Here is a 19,128-nt window from a genome sequence, read left to right on the forward strand (position 1 = left end):
GCGGCCATTAAGTCCTGTTCTGCACCCCGCGAAACGAGTCCGTTCATGACGACCATCATCGACGAAATGGTTGCCGCCGCCCGCGGATGCGCCTTCCTTTTGGTCGGCAATCGGGTGGCGTCGCAGTATTTCGATTTCAGCCAGCGCGGCCTGGTGGGCAGCTTCATCGCCATCCTGGTGGCGACCGCCTTCTCGGCGTACCTCCCCATGCTGATCGGCCTCACGCCCGGCGGTTCGGTGATGCGCATCATCATCACCTCGGCCCTGGCCTTTGCGCTGCAGGTGGCTTTCGCCGCCCTGGCGCTGCGGCAGATGAAGCGGCTCGACGGGTTCGTGCCCTATCTCGTGGCCGAGAACTGGGCGACGTTCTTCCTCTCGGTCATCACGGCGATCCTGGCGCTGCTCGGCTTCGGCGGGGATATCTTCCTCATCGTGGTCGGCATCACCATGCTGATCGTCCAGATCAACATCGCCCGGCTTATCGTGACGCTGGCGCCGCTCCAGATCGCGATCTTCCTCATCGCGCAACTGGTGGCCGGCAGCATCGGCCTGCTCATCGTCGGCCTCTCGCTTCCCGTCCCGCCCGAAACGGCGGCAGCGGTTCTCGCTCAGTAATCGACCTGGGTGAGGTAGAGCCCTTCGGGCGGCGCGAGCGGCCCGCAGGCGGCGCGGTTGCGCGCGTCGAGCGCGGCGCGGAAATCTGATGGCTGCCACTTGCCTTCGCCCACGAGCTTGAGCGAGCCGACCATGGACCGCACCTGGCTGTGGAGGAAGCTGCGCGCCTTGGCGTAGATCACCACATGCTCGCCCTGTCGGGAGACGGTGAGGATATCGAGCGTGCGGACAGGCGACTTGGCCTGGCACTCGGCCGCCCGGAAGGTGGTGAAATCGTGCTGGCCGAGGATGAGCTGGGCCGCCCCGTGCATGGCGTCGGCATCGAGCGGCACGGCCACGTGCCAGACGCGATCGGCTTCGAGCGCCGGACGCGCGCGGCGATTGAGAATGCGGTATTCGTAATGCCGTGCCAGGGCCGAGAAGCGCGCCTCGAAGTCCCCGCCCACGGCCTCGGCCGCAACGACGGCGACCGGATGGGGCTTGAGGTGGAAATTGAGCGCTTCGCGCACGCGGAAGGGATCGCGCTCGGTCGAGAGATCGAAGCTTACTACCTGACCGAGGGCATGGACGCCGCTATCGGTGCGGCCGGCGGCTTGGATGACGACGGTCTCGCCTGAAAAGCGCGCGATGGCCGTTTCGATGGCTTCCTGCACCGACATCTGCCCCGCCTGCCGCTGCCAGCCGGCGAAGGGGGTTCCGTCATATTCGATGGTGAGCTTGTAGCGCGCCATCAGACCGCCTTGCCGATGAGCGAGCCCGTCCCCCTGAGGAACGCGGCGGCGTCCATGGCGCCCTTGCCCTCGCGCTGTACCGAAATCAGCCGGACGGCGCCCTGGCCGCAGGCGATGGTAAGATCGTCCCCGATCACCGTGCCGGCGGGGCCGCTGCCTTCGCCCAGGGTCGAGCGCAGGACCTTGACGCGGACCGGCTTGCCGTTGAGTTCGATCTCGAACCAGGCGCCGGGAAAGGGCGAGAGGCCGCGGATGTGGTTGTGGACGTCCTGGGCCGGCCGGCTCCAGTCGATGCGGGCCTCGGCCTTTTCGATCTTGCTGGCATAGGTGGCGCCGTCGGCAGCCTGCGGCGTGAAATGGAGACTGCCGCGCTCGAGCGCAGCGAGGGCGCGGACCATGAGGTCGGCACCGATGAGCATCATGCGGTCGTGGAGTTCGCCCGAGGTCATGTCGGGGCCGATCGGCATCTCGTCGACGAGGCCGACTGGCCCGGTATCGAGGCCTTCATCCATCTGCATGACCATGACGCCGGTACGCGGGTCGCCCGCCATCACCGCGCGCTGGATGGGTGCAGCGCCGCGCCAGCGCGGCAGGAGCGAGCCGTGAAGGTTGAGACAACCATTGCGGGGCGCATCGAGGATGGGCTTGGGCAGCAGCAGACCATAGGCCACGACGACGGCGACATCGGCGTCGTGCAGCGCGAAGACGCCCTGCTCCTCGGCACCCTTGAGCGAGCGTGGGGTGAAGACGGGAATCCCGAAATTTTCGGCGGCGAGGTGGACAGGCGACTTGCGCTCTTCCTGCCCGCGACCGGCCGGCTTTGGTGCACGCGTATAGACGGCCACCACTTCGTGGCCGTTGGCGACGATCTCGGTCAGGGTCGGAACCGCGAAGTCGGGCGTCCCCATGAATATGATGCGCATGGAAACGCCCCTCTGCCGGTTTACAATTGGCCTAGTTCGCGGTGGCGCGCTTGGCGGCCTTGTCGAACTTCTTGATCACGCGGTCGCGCTTGAGGCGCGAGAGGTAATCGATATAGAGCACGCCATCGAGGTGGTCGATTTCGTGCTGCATGCAGATGGCCAGGCGATCGGAGGCCTCGCGCTCGACGATCTTGCCGTCCTGGTCCATGTAGCGGACCTTGATGTCGGCCGGGCGCTCGACCTCGTAATAGAGCTCGGGGATCGAAAGGCAGCCCTCTTCGGTGACGACGGTTTCGTCGCCGAACTCGATGACTTCCGGATTGATCATGACGATCGGATCGGGGCTCTCGTCTTCCTTGGCGAGGTCGATCACGACCACGCGCTTGAGCACGCCCACCTGCGGCGCGGCAAGGCCGATGCCGGGGGCGGCGTACATGGTATCGAACATGTCTTTGACGAGCGTCTTGATCTCGTCGTTGATCTCCTCGACCGGCTCGGCGATGGCGCGCAGGCGCGCGTCGGGGATGATCAGGATGGGGCGAACGGCCATCTTGTGGTCCTTTTCAGCGATTGCCCCCGATATGGTATTTTCTGTGCCCCCGGTCAACTGCCGGCTGGTTGAACGCTGCGGAACAAGAGGGGAACACTTCTGCGACGAATCGCGCTAATGTCCGTCGCATGGATATGGTCCTCTTTACCCTCGGCGACGTTCCGGTCACCCTCAGCTACGCCATCGCGGCCGCGGTGGCGCTGACGGCGCTGCTGCTCGTCATTCTCCTCGTTAATTCCATCCGCTCCGGACGCCAGCGCGCGGAGGAAGCGACACTGGCCATCAACCGCAGCCAGGAGATGGAAAAGCACCTGGCCGACATGATGCGCATCCAGAACGAGATGACCGGGCGGATGCAGACGATGTCGGAGATTTTCGGCAGCCGGACCTCGGACCTGGCGCGGCTCGTCAACGAGCGGCTGGATTCGACCAGCCAGCGCATGGGCCAGGCCATGGCCGAGACGCGGACCAAGACCGAGGAGAGCCTTTCCAAGCTCCATGAGCGGCTGGCGGTGATCGACCGGGCGCAATCGACGATCACCGAACTCTCCGGCGAGATCGTCTCGCTGCAATCGATCCTCTCCAACAAGCAGCAGCGCGGCGCCTTCGGGCAGGGGCGGATGGAGGCGATCATCGCCGATGGGCTGGCCTCGAACGGCTATGCCTTCCAGACGACGCTATCGAACGGCAGCCGGCCGGACTGCGTGATCTACATGCCGAACGACGCGCCGCGCCTCGTCATCGACGCCAAGTTTCCGCTCGAGAGCTGGCAGCGGCTCAAGGCGGCGGCCAATGACGACGAGGCCAAGCTCGCCAAGGCTCAGTTCAAGACCGACATCACCACCCATGTGCGGGCGATCTCGGACAAGTACCTGATCGCCGGAGAGACGCAGGACACGGCGTTCATGTTCGTGCCCTCCGAATCCATCTTCGCGGACCTGCACGAGCAGTTCGAGGACCTGGTGCAGCGCGCCATCCGCCACCGGGTGGTGATCGTGTCGCCGTCCCTGCTCATGCTCTCCATCCAGGTGATCCAGGCGCTGCTGCGCGATGTGCGGATGCGCGAGCAGGCACATTTGATCCAGAAGGAAGTGCGCGACCTGCTGACCGATGTCGGCCGGCTCGACGAGCGCGTGCGAAAACTCCAGACGCATTTCCAGCAGGCAAACAACGACATAGGCGACATCCTCGTTTCGACCGGCAAGGTGACCCGGCGCGGCGAGAAGATCGATGCGCTCGAACTGGACGAGGCCACGCCGCGATTGGCCGGCGAATAGCTGAAACTTCGCTCCCGCTGCCGCGTTACCGTGGAGATCGCAATCTTCATGGGAGCCACGGCCATGACCCAGATCAGAGAGGGCGGCAAGGTGCTCGCCCAGGATACCGGCATTGACGGCGACGATGACGAGGGCCTGCCCGGCTTCGCCTATCCCGTGAGCGAAGCGGAGATCGAGGACCTGATGTATGGCGACCGCCCGGTCGCCGAGCGGCTGGCGCGGCTGCGCGAGATCCGCGACGACCTGCGCGCCCGCGAGCCGGGCGATTTCGGGCTCGACGATCCCAAGGGCCTGCTGAGCGAGATCGAGGGCGCCATCGTGCAGCTCGAAGCGGATGGAGACAGCGAGGGCGCGGGCGAGGACATGGGCGAGCTCGACCCTACCCGCACCTTCGACCAGGACCCCACCGCGCATCACGAGGTGCTCTCGCCGGACGATGACGCGCTGGTTTCGCTCGACGAGCAGGAAGCCGAATACGGGGATGACGAGGTGCTCGACCCGACCGAGTGGGACGAGGGCGACGATTTCCGCCCCGAGCGCGGGCACGACCACTAGCCGCTTTTGGGGCGCGGCAATGGCCGCTTCCCTCCGGCCCCTGCGCGGGTCTAGTCTTCGGCCACAGCGAAAAGGCTCGGAGGCTAGGATGGAATACCGCTTGCTCGGGCGCTCGGGACTGAAGGTCTCGACCCTTACCATGGGCACGATGACGTTCGGGGGGAACCCGAAGGTCGGCAATACCAGCCTCAAGGACGCGCAGCGCCAGATCGACATGTGTCTGGAGGCGGGCATCAACATGCTCGACACGGCCAATGTCTATACGCGGGGCGTGTCGGAAAGCATTATCGGGGAGGCGCTGACCGATGGGCGACGCCAGCGGACGCTGCTGGCGACCAAGGTGCGCTTCCCGATGGACGACACCGACCCCAACGAGCGGGGGCTGTCGCGCTACCACATCGTCAACCAGTGCGAGGCAAGCCTCAAGCGGCTCAAGACCGATGTGATCGACCTCTACCAGGTGCATGAATGGGACGGGCAGACCCCGCTCGAGGAGACCATGGAAGCGCTCGACATGCTCGTGCGCCATGGCAAGGTCCGCTATATCGGCTGCTCGAACTATTCGGGCTGGCATATCATGAAGGCGCTCGGCGTTTCCGAGAAGGATGCCCGGCAGCGCTTCGTCTCCCAGCAGATCCACTACACGCTGTTTTCGCGCGAGGCGGAGAACGAGCTGGTGCCGATCAGCCTCGACCAGGGGCTGGGCATTCTCATCTGGAGCCCGCTGGCGGGCGGCCTGCTTTCGGGCAAGTATCGCCGCGGCCAGACGGCGCCGGAAGGGGCGCGCCATGCCGGGGGCTTCAAGGAGCCGCCGGTGCATGACTGGGAGCGGCTCTACGATATCGTGGAAGTGCTGGTTTCGATCGCCGAGGTGCGCGGGGTTTCGGGCGCGCAGATCGCGCTGGCCTGGCTGCTGGGACGCCCGGGGGTGACTTCGGTGATTATCGGCGGGCGCACGGAAGACCAGTTCAGGGATAACCTGGCGGCGGCCGAACTCAAGCTGACCGAGCATGAGCGCAAGCGGCTGGACGACGTGTCGCTGCTGCCGCTGCAATATCCCTACTGGCACCAGAGCTTTACGGCCTCGGACCGACTGGGGCCGGCGGACCTGGCGCTGCATGCGCCCCATCTCGAAAAATAGCGCGGGAGAGGACAATGGGCGACCTGCCGAGCTTTGACCTTTCCGGCAAGACCGCACTCGTGACCGGCTCGGCGCGCGGGCTTGGCCGGGCCATTGCGCTGGCGCTGGCCAATGCCGGAGCCGATATCGCGCTGGGGCTGCGCGACCTCGATGTCGATAACGGCGTGGCCGGCGAGGTGGAGGCGCTGGGGCGCAAGGCGCTGCGACTGCAGATGGATGCGCTGGACCTGCCGCAATCCTATCGCGCGATCGACCAGGCCATCGCCCATTTCGGGCGCATCGACATCCTGGTCAACAATGTGGGCGGCGGCATCGAGGGGCCGCTGCTGGAGGTGAGCGAGGTCGACTTCGACACGACGCTCGACCTCAACGTCAAATCCAGCTTCTTCATCGCCCAGCGCCTTGCCCGCCACATGGTGGAGAAGGGCGGCGGCACGATCGTCAACATGAGCTCGCAGGCGGGCTTCATCGCGCTGCCCGGCGAGGGCGTCTATTGCCTCTCGAAGGCCGCGGTGGCGCATATGACCAAGTGCATGGCGGTCGAGTGGGGCCAGCATGGCATCACGGTCAACGCGGTGGCGCCGACCTTTATCGAGACGGACGGGACATCCACGGCCCTGGCAGTGCCCGAGTTCAAGGCCGACGTAGTCGAGCGGATCGCGGCGCTGCACAGGATCGGGCTGCCGCGGGAGGTTTCCGGGGCGGTAGTGTTTCTGGCGTCGCCGGCGGCGTCGCTGATTACGGGGCAGACGCTGCTGATCGATGGGGGCTGGACGGCGCGATAATACCCGGCCGACGGGGGTAACTTCCGGGCCTGGACCTGGCCGGGGAGGAGATTTTGAGCCGCCAGGCGGGTTGGCGGCGGACCGTGAAACTGTTTCACGGGTTTCACGGTATTTTTTGCAGCTTTTTCGGACTCAACGGCAGGCTAACTACTTATAATGTAATGGTAATTTCTATCGCGACGGCCACGAATCGTTAAATTTTGACTCAATTTCGGGTAATCTTTGGCCATTCTGCGTGGGTTTTTGCGCGGTCTGGAGACAATTTAGAGGATGTTTTCGAGGGGCGGGTTCCGGGTGGGTCGGGAGGCGGTTCCGATAGTCTAAGCCCGCCGGATCGGGCGGGGATAGACTAGGGTCCGTACTCAATAAGTCCCGGCGCCCCCCGGCCGCAGAGCCGGGCACACGGATTCCTCCACTCAAGTGGAGGGGTGCAATGGGCCCCGGATCAAGTCCGGGGAAGTCCGGTGGTGGGGCGGCCATCGCAACCTCATCTACCGGTGCAATGGAGTACGGACCCTAGAGGGGCAGCTCCCAGAATTCGCTGGTGAGGTCCTGGCCGAAGGAATGGGTCTGGTCAGCCCTGACGAGGGTGAAGCCGGCGGCGGCGTAGATCTTGCGGGCGGGGACGAGGACGGACTGGGTCCAGAGCTTGATGCGGCGGTAGCCGAAGGCGCGGGCCTGGGCGATGCACTGGGCGACGAGGCTTTTGCCGATGCCGAGGCCACGGGCGGACGGCTCGACATAGAGCAGGCGAAGCTGGGCGACGCCATCGCCGGCATCGACGAGGAAGACGGAGCCGACGACTTCGCCGGCGCGCTCGGCGACGATGCAGGCTTCGCGGGCCGGATCGTGCTCCTGCACGAACTTGCCGGCGATCTCGGCGGCGAGGCCTTCATAGCTCGCGTCCCAGCCATATTCATCGGCATAGATGGCGGCCTGGCGGCCGACGATGTGGCCGATATCGCCCGGACGGGGCGGACGCAGCACGACGGGCGCGGACGGCATGTCATCGCCGAGGAGGCGGCGGATATTGGCCATGGCGGCGACGAGGCCGGCGCGATCGCCGGCTGCGAGCGGCGCCAACAGGCCGCCGACGGCGACGATGGAGGCGCTATCCAACTGGGCGAAGGCGGCATCGCCATCAGCCGTCAGGGCGATGAGGTTCTGGCGGCGATCGCTGGGATTGGGCGAGAGCGCGATGATGCCGGCCTCGACCAGCTTATAGAGCAGCCGGCTGAGATAGCCGGCATCCAGCCCCAATTGGCGCGAAAGCTCGGCGGCACTGACCTGGTGGCGCGTGGCGATCTCGTAGATGACGCGGGCCTCGCCCAGAGTGAAGGGCGAAGCGAGAAGGTGCGCTTCGAGCGCACCGACGACGCGCGTGTAGAAGCGGTTGAACGCCCGCATCTCGGCGATCTGGGTGGGTGTCGGCTCGCTCGCAACCATAGGCGCTCTCCCTCGGAGTGCGCCTATGGTTTGCCGATTAGTTGCTTATGTCAAGAATATCGTTGCTTGAGCACGTTATAGACCGAGCGAATGCCCTGGTCGGTGCCGCCATACGGGCGCCCTGCCCGTGCTTCCGGCGCCCAGGCGAAGATATCGAGATGCACCCAGGCGGCGGCATTCCTGACGAAGCGCTGGAGGAAGAGCGCGGCAGTGATCGAGCCGGCGAAAGCGCCCGAGGAGACGTGGTTGACGTCGGCAATGCGCGAATTGAGCATGCTCTCATAGGGCGCCCAGAGCGGCATGTGCCAGAGCGGATCGTCGCTGGCGAGGCCAGCCGCCATGAGGGCGCGGGCGAGATCGTCGTCGGTGGAATAGAGCGGGGGCAGTTCGGGACCAAGTGCGGTGCGGGCGGCGCCGGTAAGGGTCGCCATATCCAGCATCAGCTCGGGGCTTTCCTCATCGCCATAGGTGAGGGCATCGCCGAGGATGAGGCGGCCTTCGGCATCGGTGTTGCCGATCTCGACGGTCTGGCCGGAGCGCGAGGGCAGGATATCGCCGGGGCGGAAGGCAGAGCCGGAAATGGCGTTCTCGACGATGGGAATGAGAACGCGCAGTCGCACCTTGAGCTTGGCCGACATGATGGCGTGGGCAAGGCCCAGCACGTTGGCGGCGCCGCCCATATCCTTCTTCATCAGGAGCATGGAGGACGACGGCTTGATGTCGAGGCCGCCGGTATCGAAGGTGACACCCTTGCCCACCAGCGTGACCTTGGGGTCGCTCTCCTTGCCCCAGCTAAGATCGACCAGCCGGGGCGCTTCGGAGGACGCGCGGCCGACTGCGTGGATCATGGGGAAGTTCTGCGAGAGCAGTTCGTCGCCCAGGAACACCTTGGCGCGCATCTTGTGGCGATTGGCGAAGGCGCGGATTTCGTGCTCGAAGGCCTCCGGGCCGAGATCGTTGGCCGGCGTATTGACGAGGTCGCGGGCGAGGTAGGCGGCCTCGGCAAGGCGCTCGACCTCGGCAGCATCGGCGCCTTCGGGAAGCGTGAGCGAGAGCGGATCGCGATGCTTGCGGTAGCGATCGAAGCGGTAGGCGCCGAGGCGGAAGCCGAGCGCGGCGAGGGTTGGATCGCCGAACTTGCCGGCAAGACGGTAATCGCCTGGCTCGAGTGTGCTGGCGGCGAGGCCGGTGACCAGTTTGGGGCGATTGGCTTGCGCGCCAAGGCCAAAGGCGTAGCCGGCGAGTTCGCCCTGCCCGCCCGGCAGCGGCAGCAGCCTGCCGCGCTGGCCGGTAAAGCCATTGGCCCTGGCCCAGGCGGCATGCGCGGGCGAAAGGCCGGCGGCGTCGAGTTCGCCTTCGGCAATGCAGGTGATGGTTTGGGGCTGGGTCCTGGTCATGATGCACCGGCAAGGAAAAGCGATGCCTTTGGGTTTACGACGCGGACCCCGATCCGGCAACAGCGGCGGGGCGTCCTTAACCACGCGTTAGGGTTAATGATTTATGACGAAGGCAGGCTCGGCAATCAGTTTAGAGAAGACCCCCTCGTGTCCCGCCCGCTCATGCAATCGCTGCGGCCCCTGCGCGCCGCGCTTCTCATTGCCGTCGCATCGCTGGCGCTTTCCGCCTGCGCCACCAATCGCGCGTCGATGCCCTCCCCCGATTATTCCGGCATGAGCCAGGCCGAGGCGCAGCAGACGCTGGCCCAGCTCGGCGCCCGCTACAAGAGCAATCCGCGCGACAAGGGCACGATCATCTATTACGCGGCGGCGCTGCGCGGCGCCGGGCAGAACGACCAGGCCGTGGCCGTGCTCGAAGCGGCAATGGCGATTTACAAGAACGACCCGGACATCAATGTCGGCTATGCCAAGGCGCTGACGGCGCAGGGCCGGTTCGACCAGGCGCTCAACGTCATCGACGCCACCATCGTGCCGCAGCAGCCGGACTGGAACGCGCTCTCGGTCAAGGGCGCCATTCTCGACCAGATGGGACGCAACCAGGAAGCGCGGCACCTTTACAACCAGGCACTGATGATCGCCCCGCAGGAGGCTTCGCTCGAGGCCAATCTCGGGCTCTCCTATGCCATGACCAACGAGCTCACCACGGCCGAAGCGCATCTGCGCAGGGCCGTGCAGATGCAGGGCGCCAATAGCCGCATCCGGCAGAACCTGGCGCTGGTGGTGGGACTGCAGGGGCGGTTCGACGAAGCGCGTGCGCTTTATGCCGCCGAACTCGCGCCCGACCAGGTGGAGGCCAACATGGCCTATATCCGTGCACTGCTGACCCAGCAGAACCGCTGGAGCGCGATCAAGGAAAGCCGCTAGGCTTTTTGCACGTAGCGGTGTGCCTGGGCGGAGCCCGGGATCGTTCCTATATGGAGATGCCGACCCCCGGCTTCCCCATGCGATATCCCTCGCCCCCTTCGCTTATGGCGACCTTTCTTTTAAGGTCGGGCCAATCCATTCGATCGGAATCACTTCATGCACCTGCTGCTCGTCGACGGCTCGTCCTATGTTTTCCGCGCGTTCCACGCGCTGCCGCCGCTCAACCGCAAGTCGGACAACCTGCCCGTGGGGTGCGTGCAGGGCTTCTGCAACATGCTGTTCAAGCTGACGGAAGACCTCAAGGGCGACGACCAGCCGACGCATATGGCGGTGATCTTCGATCATTCGGCCAAGACGTTTCGCGATGACATCTATGCCGATTACAAGGCGCACCGGCCGCCGCCGCCCGAAGAACTGGTGCCGCAGTTTCCGCTGACGCGCTCGGCGACGCGGGCGTTCTCCATTCCCTCCATCGAAATGGAAGGCTGGGAGGCCGACGACATCATCGCCACCTATGCCTGCATGGCGCGCGATGCCGGCGGCAAGGTGACGATCGTGTCCTCGGACAAGGACCTGATGCAGCTGGTCGAGCCCAATGGCTCGATCCGCATGCTCGACACCATTCCCCGCCCCGGCCAGCCGCCGCTGCGCTGGATCGGGGTGGACGAGGTGTTCACCAAGTTCGGCGTGACGCCGGACAAGGTCATCGACGTCCAGGCGCTGTGCGGCGACGCCGTCGACAACGTGCCGGGCGTGCCGGGGATCGGCGTCAAGACGGCAGCCGAGCTCATCAATACCTATGGCGACCTCGAAACCCTGCTTTCGCGGGCCGAAGAGATCAAGCAGCCGGCGCGGCGGCAGAAGCTCATCGACAATGCCGAGCTGGCGCGGATTTCCAAGCAATTGGTGACGCTCTCGCGCGAAGTGCCGGTGGAACTGGGGCTCGACGCGCTGGTGCGCGTGCCCATCGAGCCGGGGGCGCTGTTCCCCTTCCTCAAGGCGATGGAATTCAACACCATCACCAAGCGGCTTGCCGGCATCCTCGAAGCCGACCCCGACGCCTGGGAGGCCGATCCGGCGCTGGCGGCCAAGCCCGTCGAAGCCATGGGCTTTGACAACGCGGCCAAGGCCGAGGCGCGTGCGGCGCGGCTGGAAGCTTCGGGCCGGGCGGAAGCGGCGCTGGTCGCCCATGCAGCGGATGTGCATGAGCGCGTGCGGGCCATTCCGCTCGACCACGCCAAATACGAGATCATCCGCGATGCCGAGCAGCTGCGCAAATGGATCGAGGCGATCTATGCGGCCGGGCATGTGGCCGTGGATGTGGAAACCACCGGGCTCGACAACCAGACGGCGGACCTTGTCGGCGTGTGCCTCTCGACGGCGCCGGGCAATGGCGCCTATCTGCCGCTCGACCATCGTACGGGCGCCGACCTGCTCGGGGGCGGGCGTGTCGAAGGGCAGATGCCGATGGCGGATGCGCTGGCGCTCCTCAAGCCCATGCTGGAGGACCGCTCGATCCTCAAGATCGGGCACAATTTCAAGTATGACCTCGGGATCCTCGCGCGTTACGGCATCGTGACGGCGCCGATCGATGACACGCTGCTCTTGAGCTATACGCTGGACGGGCCGCGCTTCAACACCATGAGCGAGCTCACCTCGCACTGGCTGGGGCATGGCGGCATTCCGATCAAGGACCTGATCGGCACCGGCAAATCGCAGAAGACCTTTGCGGAAGTCGATATCGAGGCGGCGGCCCGCTATGGCGGGGAGGATGCCGACCTCACCATGCGGCTCTGGACGCTGCTCAAGCCGCGCCTGCCGGCCGAGAACATGAGTGTGGTCTACGAGACGCTGGAGCGTCCGCTGGCGCCGGTGCTGGCGCGGATGGAAGGGCGCGGCATTTCGGTGGATCGGCAGATCCTCTCGCGGCTTTCGGGCGATTTCGCCCAGCGCGCGGCGGCGTTCGAGGCGGAGGCGCAGGCCCTGGCCGGGCAGCCGTTCAACCTGGGCTCGCCAAAGCAGCTCGGCGATATCCTGTTCGGGGTCATGGGGCTGCCCGGCGGCACCAAGACCAAGACCGGGCAATGGGCGACGGGCGCCGACGTGCTCGATGAATTGGCGTTGCAGGGCGTGCCGCTGGCCAAAGCGGTGCTCGAATGGCGCCAGCTCACCAAGCTCATGGGCACCTATACGGATGCCCTGCCCAGCTACATCAACGAGCGCACGGGGCGCGTGCATACGAGCTACAGCCAGGCCTCGGTGCTGACGGGGCGGCTGTCCTCGAACGATCCGAACCTGCAGAACATTCCGGTGCGCACCGAGGATGGCCGCAAGATCCGCACGGCGTTCGTGGCGAGCCCGGGAAAGATCCTGATCTCGGCGGATTACAGCCAGATCGAACTGCGCGTGCTGGCCCATATCGCCGATATCCAGGCGCTCAAGGATGCGTTCGAGGAAGGGCTCGACATTCACGCCATGACGGCGTCCGAAATGTTCGGGGTGCCGGTGGAGGGCATGCCGTCCGAAGTGCGGCGGCGGGCCAAGGCCATCAATTTCGGCATCATCTACGGCATTTCCGCCTTCGGGCTTTCCAACCAGCTCGGCATCGGGCGGGCGGAAGCGGGCGACTATATCGAAACCTATTTCAAGCGCTTCCCAGGCATCCGCGACTACATGGACGAGATGCGCCGGCGCGTGAAGGCGGACGGGTTCGTGGAAACCATTTTCGGGCGCAAGGTGCAGTTCCCCAACGCCAATTCCAAGCACCCGGCCGAACGCGCCTTCGTCGAACGCGCCTCGATCAACGCCCCCATCCAGGGCTCGGCCGCCGACATCATCCGCCGCGCCATGGTCAAGATGGAGCCGGCGCTGAAAAAGGCCGGCATCGAGGCTGACATGCTGCTGCAGGTCCACGACGAACTGATTTTCGAGGTCGACAAGGGCGCGGAGGACAAGGCGATGCCGGTGATCGCGGGGATCATGGAAAGTTCAGCGGAACCGGCCGTGAGATTGTCTGTGCCGCTGAAGGTGGATGCACATGCGGCGCATAATTGGGATGAGGCGCATTAGGGGGCTAACCTGAATATCAAGCTTGTCTTGGCCCGGGACCAACTGATCACCTCCCTGGATCTGTTCGTACGGGATAAGGCGCCATGGTCTGTGCAGGCGTTGGCGTGCGGAGGCTGCGAGCTAATGGAGGGTATTGCGCAGGCGGCGAACCTTCCTACGCTGTCCACGCACATCATCTCGGCATTTCCAGACGTGGACATGCGTAAGGTGAAGCGCCTTAGGAACCAGTATTGGAACGCGATCAAGCATTTCTATTCGCAGGATGGGAAGACGCCGCGAGACGATGAGGAACTCCTCGCGGACTTCAGCGACGTGGCCAATGACGCCGTCCTTTTTGAGGGGTGGCTAGACTATCTTCAGGTTGTGGGCCGACTCCCTGTTAGCGCTCAGGTTTTCCAGCTCTGGTGGTATGCGATGAATGAAGAGCGAATGACCCCAGAGACCGACCCGACTCCCTTCAGGAAAGCCTTCCCCGACATCCGTCGACGGCAACGGACCGAGCAAAAACGCATGCTTCGCAGAGCGATTGAGCGCTATCGCGGCAATGAGGAAATACTGCGCGACCCACGCACTGAGCCACACTACTTGAGTGGCGACTAATCCGCCGCGCGGCTTCTTAGTACTCGCGACGTAGTTTGTCCCAGTCGTCTAATGCGGCTCGGTAACGCCTGACGAGAACGGTCCGCTCATCGCCTTGCAGTGGAACGTCGGCTGCGCCTTGCGAGTTTGCTCGAATCACGTCGAGAACCCTCATGTCCTGCACACCGTAAATACTGCCAAGCGCCTCAGTCAGCGCCCATAGCGCTAACCTGGTCCCTTCGTCGGGCAACGCAGGTTTTTCGCTGAAATACGGGTAAATTAGCCGGTGGAAGTCTGGACCGCTTCCTAAAGCGAGCACGCTCTCCACCTTGATGGTGCAACCTAGTTCGGTAACCGCCACACGCGTGTTAGCCGGTGGCGGCATTGGCTCGATAGGTTCATTTCTCCAGCGGCGCTTGTCTTCCCACCATCGCAGAAAACCATTGGTCAGCTCAGGGTAGAGACGCGCTCGCTTGCCGTCGGCAGCGATCCTCGCTTTCGTCCGCTCTCGGAGATCGACAGCGCCCAAGACGTGGTCTTTTGCATCGCGCCAGAATGGCCCGTAGAAGTCGCCGCCTGTGCTAGAACTTCCTCCTGCCTCCTTATGCATTTGAGACCTGATATCATCTCGCAACATTTTCACCCTGAGGTTGTCAGGGGCGTAAAATACCGTAAGCAGTTTCCTTAGATGCACTACCTTGAATGACATTCGTCTACTCGCAAAGCATCATGAATTTCATTTTGCTAGTACGAGTCGCCAATAAATGTCTATGACGATGACCGTATTTGCCTCGCCTCAAGGAACCACACGGCCCCTGCTTCTAATAATGCAATATTAGTGAAGCAATGGCGCCGCCCATCACCTGATGGCATTTGTGCCCGCGTCGACTACTTACCGCCAATCCACCCGCGGCTTATCCAGCCATTGCAGATCCTCTGCCGGCTCGCCCGCTATGCGCCGCAGCAGCAACTTTCCCATCTGCTCGCCGGCGAGGGCGGTGTCTTCGTAGATGGCGTCTACTTTCGGGCGGACCAGGGAGAAGATGCCGGAGGTCTGCTTAGCAACGACGTCGATGTCCTGGCCGATGGATTTGCCGGCGTCGGTGATGCCGGCCATGACGGCGAGGGCGGCGGCGTCGCCGGAGCAGATGAAGCCGTCGGGGGCGCCGGGTTTGCCGAGGCGGGCGATGACGCGGGTGCGGATGTCTTCGGCGGCGTTGTCCAGCGTCAGGCCGTCATCGATCTCATGAGCGACGCCGCCCTCCTTGACCGCCGCCAGGAACCCGCCGCGCAAATGGTTGCCGAAGGTGAACTTTGTGGGCGGCAGGATGATGGTGAGCTTGCGCCGGCCCTTGGAGATGAGGCGCCTGGCCGCCGCATAGGCGAAGGCGTAATTGTCGTAATCGACATAGGGATGCGCCACGGGCAGCTCGGTGCGGCCGTGCGAGACGAAGGCAAAATTCTGGTCGAGGCAGAGCTTTACCCGCGCATCCTGAGGTTCCGTGCGCGAGAAGATGATGCCATCGGCCATGCGGTTGCGCATGATGTGGCGGATGGGATCGAGCGGGCTGTCGCCGACGAAATTGGGCGTGATGACCAGGTGATAGGCCGTGCCGCGCAAGGCCGCGGTGAGACCGTTGACCATGGATTGGCCGAACCCCAGGATTTCGTCATGCGGATCGAGGATCAGCGAAATGACGTGGGTGCGCCCGGTCTTGAGGCGCAGCGCGGCGCGATCAGGGAGATAGCCGATTTCGGCCGCGATCTTCTGGACGCGCTCGCGGGTTTCCTGGCTGAGCTCGGGAGCATTGTTGAGGGCGCGCGAAATGGTGGTGACGGCGAGCCCGGTCATTTCGGCTATGGTGCGCAGCGTGGGCTTGCCTGAGGGCGGCATGCCGCGCCTGCGCTTGGTCTCGCGCTGATCCGATTCCGACACCTTCGAATTTCCTCCAGATGGGCCATCCCCGAGAAGGCCCAACATCTCGATCCGCCAGCCCGGCACCACACCAGAAGCCGCAATCGATTGCAATAAGCACGCCTGCGGCTCAATGCGCCTTTCGTCTAGGCCGGATGGCGGGCGTTTCGCCCCGCCATTCCGAAGGAAACGGATGTTCCGTTTTTCCTGACTGGATTGGTAGATTTAAGCTCGCCAAATTCGCCCGACTCCCCTAATGTGGCTTTCGTCGGGCCCGCTGCGCGATTTCTTCAAAAGTCTGATTGCGTTGCGGCCTTGAACTTGCCAAAGTGGCATCCGATATCAACGCGACCAACGGACGGAGGCGGAACATGAAATTGTTGTCAGTTCAGCATCACGGTCTTCGTCGCGTAGCAAAACTCCAAGCCCGAACCCGAATTACGGTAGCGGGCGCCGTATCGTGGTGTAGCCGATCCAAACGAATGTGACCCCTCGTCACTAGATCGTCTTCCAAATCCGATACTGGCACCACGTCCCTCAAGCGGCGTGAGTGGAGTTTATTATGCAGCAGCCAAAGTTTTCCAAGTCCACGGCCCAGCGGCCGATCGTCATCGAAGTTTCTGGGGAACCCCTGGGTGTCGTCGTGCCTGAGGCCGAGGGCTTCAAGTTCCTTGCCGTCAAGTTCCCGGTGTTCGGGATCGACGGGCACACCTTCGAGACGGTCGAGGAAGCCCGCATCGCGGCCAGCGAAATTGCCGGAAAGACCGGCGATTTCGGCGACGACCTGCTCTGACCCTATGAATTGAGGGCCTGGCGCCAGCGCCAGGCGTAACGGGTCATGTCCGGATCGGCGTTGAGTTCCCTGTTCTCGATTTCGTGCCCGTCCTCCATCCGCGCCAGCATGGCAGCGCCGATGGCGGTACCGGTCGCACTGCCCTGGCTGGCGATGACCGGCCGGCACGCTGCCGATTCCAGCATGCGCAAATAGGCGTGGTTGGCCGCGAACGGCCCTTCGACCACGATATCGCCCTCCGCCCCCGCCAGAGCCAGGCATTCGGCGGTCATCAAAGCCAGATAGAACGACACCACGGCAAAAGCCGTCTCGTCATCCAGCGCCTCGCGCGGATGCGTCCAGCGCGCCTTGCGCTGCGGAAAGGGGCCGGAGCCCTCGACGACAGAGGGTAGCAGCATGATGGCGTCGTCGATGACGCGCTGCATGGTTTCGTCCGATGGGTTCGCCTCGCGGCCTTCGGTCAAAAGCGAGAATTCGCGGCCGCCCATGAAGCGGGCCGAGGGCACCGGCTTGCCGAAGGCATCGATATTAGCGAGGCAATCGCGGTGGGCATCAAGGTGCATGAGGTCGCCGCCCGGCGCCGCGACGATGACCCAGGTGCCGGTGGAGACCACGGCAAAGGGCGGCGTGCGCGAGAGCAGGTGCGGCAGCAGCGAGGCGTTGGAATCGTGAATGCCTGAGTAGACCGGCAGGCCGGGGCGGACGCCCAGTTCGGCTGCGAGTTCGGGCTTGATGGGGCCCAAGGGATCGAAGGCGGGGAGGACTTCGGGCATCTTGTCGAGCCAGCCCTGGCGGACGACGAGATCGGAATAGAGATCGGTCTCGAAATTCCAGAGATCGGTGTGGCAGCCGAGCGAGGTGATTTCGGAAGCGGCGACGCCGGTGAGACGAAAGCTCCAATATTGCGGATAGGGCAGGATCCACTGGGTGCGGGCGAAGGCCTCGGGGAATTTTTTCGCCTGCCAGAAGAGCTGTTTACCGAGGTTCAGGCCACCGGGGAGCGGGGGCGTGAAGCTCGTTGCGAAGGGCGGGCGGATGGCGGCGTATTCGGCGTCGAACTCGTCGGGGCCGGCATATTCGTAATCGAGGACCGGTAAGGCCAGGTCGCCATTTTCATCGACCAGCGCCGCGCAGGCGCCGTGGGTGGTGACGCTCAGGGCCTCGAGCGGGTGCTTGGCATCGAGCTCGGCGATTGCGGCGGAGAGGAATTGCCAGAGCGCATCGATGTCGAAATGGGGATAGAGGCCATCGCGCAGGACGGTATTGGGCGTCTTGCGGACGGCGACTTCGGAGCGTGTTTCGAGATCGACCACCGCGAATTTCGCGTTGGTCTTGCCGATATCGATGACGCCGATGAACCGTTTGCCGCTCACGCGCGGCTCCGCTTGAGCATGCCATAGACGATCGGCAGCGCGATCACGAGGATGAGCAGCGCGCCGATGAAGATAGACATGACGATGCCGGGGACGTTGAGAAGCCCGAGGCCGAAGGTGACGAGGCCCATGATGAAGGCGGCGATGACGACGCCCAGGATCGAGCCCGATCCCCCCAGAATGTTGACGCCGCCGAGTACGACCATGGTGATCACCTCAAGTTCCCAACCCTGCGCGATCGAGGGCCGAGTCGAGCCCAGCCGGCTGGTGAGGAGGACCGAGGCAATGCCGCTCATCAGGCCGGTGAGGCAGAAGAGCGTAAAGCGGATGCGGTCGACCCTCACCCCCGAAAAGCGCGAGGCGACCGGATTGTTCCCGATGGCGAAGACCCGCCGTCCGAAATTGGTCCGGTGCAGGAGGAAATAGTAGAGCAGCGCGCAGACGAGGAACAGCACCAGCTCGAACGAAACCACCCACCAGACATAGCCCTGACCGAAGAAGGCGAAGCTTTCCGGGTAACCCTTGAAAGCCTGGTCGCCCAGGATGATGAAGGAGAGGCCGCGGAAAAGGCTCATCGTGCCGATAGTGACGACGATGGACGGCAGCTTGAGCCCGGTGACCAGGAAGCCGTTGAAGGCGCCGCAGACGAGGCCCGTGGCAATGCCGATGGCGACGAGGCCGGGCGTATCGACGCCGACCTGCAAGGCCAGGCCCATCATGGTGGAGGCGAGCGCGATGATGGCGGCGACGGAGAGATCGATCTCGCCGGCGATGATGAGCAGCGCCATGGCCAGCGCTATGAGGGCCTTTTCGGTGAAGTTGAAGGTGAGGTCCGAAAGGCTCCAGGCGTTGAGGAAATAGGGCGAGGCGAAGGAGTTGACGATGAAGATGGCGATGGCCACCAGGATCAGCAGCGCTTCCCAGGAGAAAAGGGCCGAGCGCAGCGGGGAGTCGAGGCGGTTGGGGATGTGGCGGGGGGTTGGGGTTTCGGTCACTTCATCGACCCTCGCGGGAGTGCGGGGCTCACCCCCCTCCCAGCCTCCCCCGCAAGGGGG

Annotated in this window: 18 protein-coding genes; 9 read left to right on the forward strand and 9 right to left on the reverse strand. The window is 64.3% G+C overall.

Annotated features, from left to right (window positions below; all coding sequences use genetic code 11):
* The first annotated feature begins 45 nt into the window (after window positions 1–45).
* Window positions 46–615: a hypothetical protein gene (locus JNE37_RS06590; protein ID WP_035036704.1), complete on the forward strand. Its 570-nt coding sequence runs from the start codon at window positions 46–48 to the stop codon at window positions 613–615.
* Here the strand turns inward: JNE37_RS06590 and truA are convergent.
* The 3 genes from truA to def are packed head-to-tail and all read right to left on the reverse strand — an operon-like array spanning window position 609 to window position 2,819.
* Window positions 609–1,346 (reverse strand): tRNA pseudouridine(38-40) synthase TruA, encoded by a 738-nt coding sequence (gene truA / locus JNE37_RS06595; RefSeq protein ID WP_203065728.1) that lies wholly within the window; start codon window positions 1,344–1,346, stop codon window positions 609–611. The genes JNE37_RS06590 and truA overlap by 7 nt on opposite strands.
* Window positions 1,346–2,269: a methionyl-tRNA formyltransferase gene (gene fmt / locus JNE37_RS06600; RefSeq protein WP_203065729.1), complete on the reverse strand. Its 924-nt coding sequence runs from the start codon at window positions 2,267–2,269 to the stop codon at window positions 1,346–1,348. Before fmt ends, truA begins: the two co-directional genes overlap by 1 nt.
* 31 nt (window positions 2,270–2,300) lie before the next feature.
* Entirely contained in the window at window positions 2,301–2,819 is a 519-nt protein-coding gene (gene def / locus JNE37_RS06605; RefSeq protein WP_035036712.1) for a peptide deformylase, read from the reverse strand.
* Between the two features lie 128 nt (window positions 2,820–2,947).
* Between def and JNE37_RS06610 the strand changes: the two genes are divergently transcribed.
* The 4 genes from JNE37_RS06610 (at window position 2,948) to JNE37_RS06625 (ending at window position 6,577) form a co-directional block, all read left to right on the forward strand.
* A complete protein-coding gene (locus JNE37_RS06610; RefSeq protein ID WP_052015823.1) occupies window positions 2,948–4,096 on the forward strand; it encodes a DNA recombination protein RmuC in 1,149 nt (382 codons plus the stop codon).
* 63 nt (window positions 4,097–4,159) lie between these two features.
* A complete protein-coding gene (locus tag JNE37_RS06615) occupies window positions 4,160–4,651 on the forward strand; it encodes a hypothetical protein (RefSeq protein WP_203065730.1) in 492 nt (163 codons plus the stop codon).
* A gap of 88 nt (window positions 4,652–4,739) precedes the next feature.
* A complete protein-coding gene (locus tag JNE37_RS06620) occupies window positions 4,740–5,792 on the forward strand; it encodes an aldo/keto reductase (RefSeq protein ID WP_035036994.1) in 1,053 nt (350 codons plus the stop codon).
* A gap of 14 nt (window positions 5,793–5,806) precedes the next feature.
* Window positions 5,807–6,577 carry an SDR family NAD(P)-dependent oxidoreductase gene (locus tag JNE37_RS06625; RefSeq protein WP_203065731.1) on the forward strand — a complete coding sequence of 257 codons (771 nt, stop codon included), beginning with the start codon at window positions 5,807–5,809 and terminating at the stop codon, window positions 6,575–6,577.
* Window positions 6,578–7,093: 516 nt separating this feature from the next.
* Here JNE37_RS06625 and JNE37_RS06630 read toward each other — a convergent pair.
* The gene (locus JNE37_RS06630; RefSeq protein WP_182398648.1) at window positions 7,094–8,023 is read right to left on the reverse strand and encodes a bifunctional helix-turn-helix transcriptional regulator/GNAT family N-acetyltransferase; all 930 of its coding nucleotides are present in this window, start codon (window positions 8,021–8,023) and stop codon (window positions 7,094–7,096) included.
* 50 nt (window positions 8,024–8,073) lie between these two features.
* Entirely contained in the window at window positions 8,074–9,420 is a 1,347-nt protein-coding gene (locus JNE37_RS06635) for a leucyl aminopeptidase family protein (protein ID WP_203065732.1), read from the reverse strand.
* Window positions 9,421–9,567: 147 nt separating this feature from the next.
* Here JNE37_RS06635 and JNE37_RS06640 point away from each other — a divergent pair, with 147 nt between their 5' ends.
* The 3 genes from JNE37_RS06640 to JNE37_RS06650 all read left to right on the forward strand — a co-directional run bounded on the left by JNE37_RS06640 (window position 9,568) and on the right by JNE37_RS06650 (window position 14,013).
* Window positions 9,568–10,344 (forward strand): tetratricopeptide repeat protein, encoded by a 777-nt coding sequence (locus JNE37_RS06640; protein ID WP_197030278.1) that lies wholly within the window; start codon window positions 9,568–9,570, stop codon window positions 10,342–10,344.
* Between the two features lie 156 nt (window positions 10,345–10,500).
* A complete protein-coding gene (gene polA / locus JNE37_RS06645) occupies window positions 10,501–13,413 on the forward strand; it encodes a DNA polymerase I (RefSeq protein WP_203065733.1) in 2,913 nt (970 codons plus the stop codon).
* 123 nt (window positions 13,414–13,536) lie between these two features.
* Window positions 13,537–14,013 carry a hypothetical protein gene (locus JNE37_RS06650; protein WP_203065734.1) on the forward strand — a complete coding sequence of 159 codons (477 nt, stop codon included), beginning with the start codon at window positions 13,537–13,539 and terminating at the stop codon, window positions 14,011–14,013.
* Between the two features lie 16 nt (window positions 14,014–14,029).
* Here JNE37_RS06650 and JNE37_RS06655 read toward each other — a convergent pair whose 3' ends face one another.
* Together JNE37_RS06655 and JNE37_RS06660 are read right to left on the reverse strand one after the other, a co-directional pair.
* The gene (locus JNE37_RS06655; protein ID WP_203065735.1) at window positions 14,030–14,701 is read right to left on the reverse strand and encodes a hypothetical protein; all 672 of its coding nucleotides are present in this window, start codon (window positions 14,699–14,701) and stop codon (window positions 14,030–14,032) included.
* A 183-nt stretch (window positions 14,702–14,884) separates the two neighbouring features.
* Window positions 14,885–15,886 carry a LacI family transcriptional regulator gene (locus tag JNE37_RS06660; RefSeq protein WP_203066338.1) on the reverse strand — a complete coding sequence of 334 codons (1,002 nt, stop codon included), beginning with the start codon at window positions 15,884–15,886 and terminating at the stop codon, window positions 14,885–14,887.
* Between the two features lie 583 nt (window positions 15,887–16,469).
* Here JNE37_RS06660 and JNE37_RS06665 point away from each other — a divergent pair.
* A complete protein-coding gene (locus JNE37_RS06665) occupies window positions 16,470–16,700 on the forward strand; it encodes a hypothetical protein (protein ID WP_035037015.1) in 231 nt (76 codons plus the stop codon).
* Window positions 16,701–16,702: 2 nt separating this feature from the next.
* Here JNE37_RS06665 and JNE37_RS06670 read toward each other — a convergent pair whose 3' ends face one another.
* Both JNE37_RS06670 and JNE37_RS06675 read right to left on the reverse strand, forming a co-directional pair.
* Window positions 16,703–18,073, reverse strand: coding sequence for an FGGY-family carbohydrate kinase (locus tag JNE37_RS06670; protein WP_203065736.1), 1,371 nt, complete (start codon window positions 18,071–18,073; stop codon window positions 16,703–16,705).
* Window positions 18,070–19,068, reverse strand: a complete 999-nt coding sequence (locus JNE37_RS06675) for an ABC transporter permease (protein ID WP_203065737.1) — start codon at window positions 19,066–19,068, stop codon at window positions 18,070–18,072. The genes JNE37_RS06670 and JNE37_RS06675 overlap by 4 nt, the downstream gene beginning before the upstream one ends.
* Window positions 19,069–19,128: the final 60 nt, after the last annotated feature.

The organism is Paradevosia shaoguanensis, from assembly GCF_016801025.1.
Taxonomy (GTDB): Bacteria; Pseudomonadota; Alphaproteobacteria; order Rhizobiales; family Devosiaceae; genus Paradevosia; species Paradevosia shaoguanensis.

Coding starts and splice junctions, on each gene's coding strand:
- JNE37_RS06590 (WP_035036704.1), top strand. CDS start 46: ATGACGACCATCATCGACGAAATGGTTGCCGCCGCCCGCGGATGCGCC.
- truA (WP_203065728.1), bottom strand. CDS start 1,346: ATGGCGCGCTACAAGCTCACCATCGAATATGACGGAACCCCCTTCGCC.
- fmt (WP_203065729.1), bottom strand. CDS start 2,269: ATGCGCATCATATTCATGGGGACGCCCGACTTCGCGGTTCCGACCCTG.
- def (WP_035036712.1), bottom strand. CDS start 2,819: ATGGCCGTTCGCCCCATCCTGATCATCCCCGACGCGCGCCTGCGCGCC.
- JNE37_RS06610 (WP_052015823.1), top strand. CDS start 2,948: ATGGATATGGTCCTCTTTACCCTCGGCGACGTTCCGGTCACCCTCAGC.
- JNE37_RS06615 (WP_203065730.1), top strand. CDS start 4,160: ATGACCCAGATCAGAGAGGGCGGCAAGGTGCTCGCCCAGGATACCGGC.
- JNE37_RS06620 (WP_035036994.1), top strand. CDS start 4,740: ATGGAATACCGCTTGCTCGGGCGCTCGGGACTGAAGGTCTCGACCCTT.
- JNE37_RS06625 (WP_203065731.1), top strand. CDS start 5,807: ATGGGCGACCTGCCGAGCTTTGACCTTTCCGGCAAGACCGCACTCGTG.
- JNE37_RS06630 (WP_182398648.1), bottom strand. CDS start 8,023: ATGGTTGCGAGCGAGCCGACACCCACCCAGATCGCCGAGATGCGGGCG.
- JNE37_RS06635 (WP_203065732.1), bottom strand. CDS start 9,420: ATGACCAGGACCCAGCCCCAAACCATCACCTGCATTGCCGAAGGCGAA.
- polA (WP_203065733.1), top strand. CDS start 10,501: ATGCACCTGCTGCTCGTCGACGGCTCGTCCTATGTTTTCCGCGCGTTC.
- JNE37_RS06650 (WP_203065734.1), top strand. CDS start 13,537: ATGGAGGGTATTGCGCAGGCGGCGAACCTTCCTACGCTGTCCACGCAC.
- JNE37_RS06655 (WP_203065735.1), bottom strand. CDS start 14,701: ATGTCATTCAAGGTAGTGCATCTAAGGAAACTGCTTACGGTATTTTAC.
- JNE37_RS06660 (WP_203066338.1), bottom strand. CDS start 15,886: ATGCCGCCCTCAGGCAAGCCCACGCTGCGCACCATAGCCGAAATGACC.
- JNE37_RS06665 (WP_035037015.1), top strand. CDS start 16,470: ATGCAGCAGCCAAAGTTTTCCAAGTCCACGGCCCAGCGGCCGATCGTC.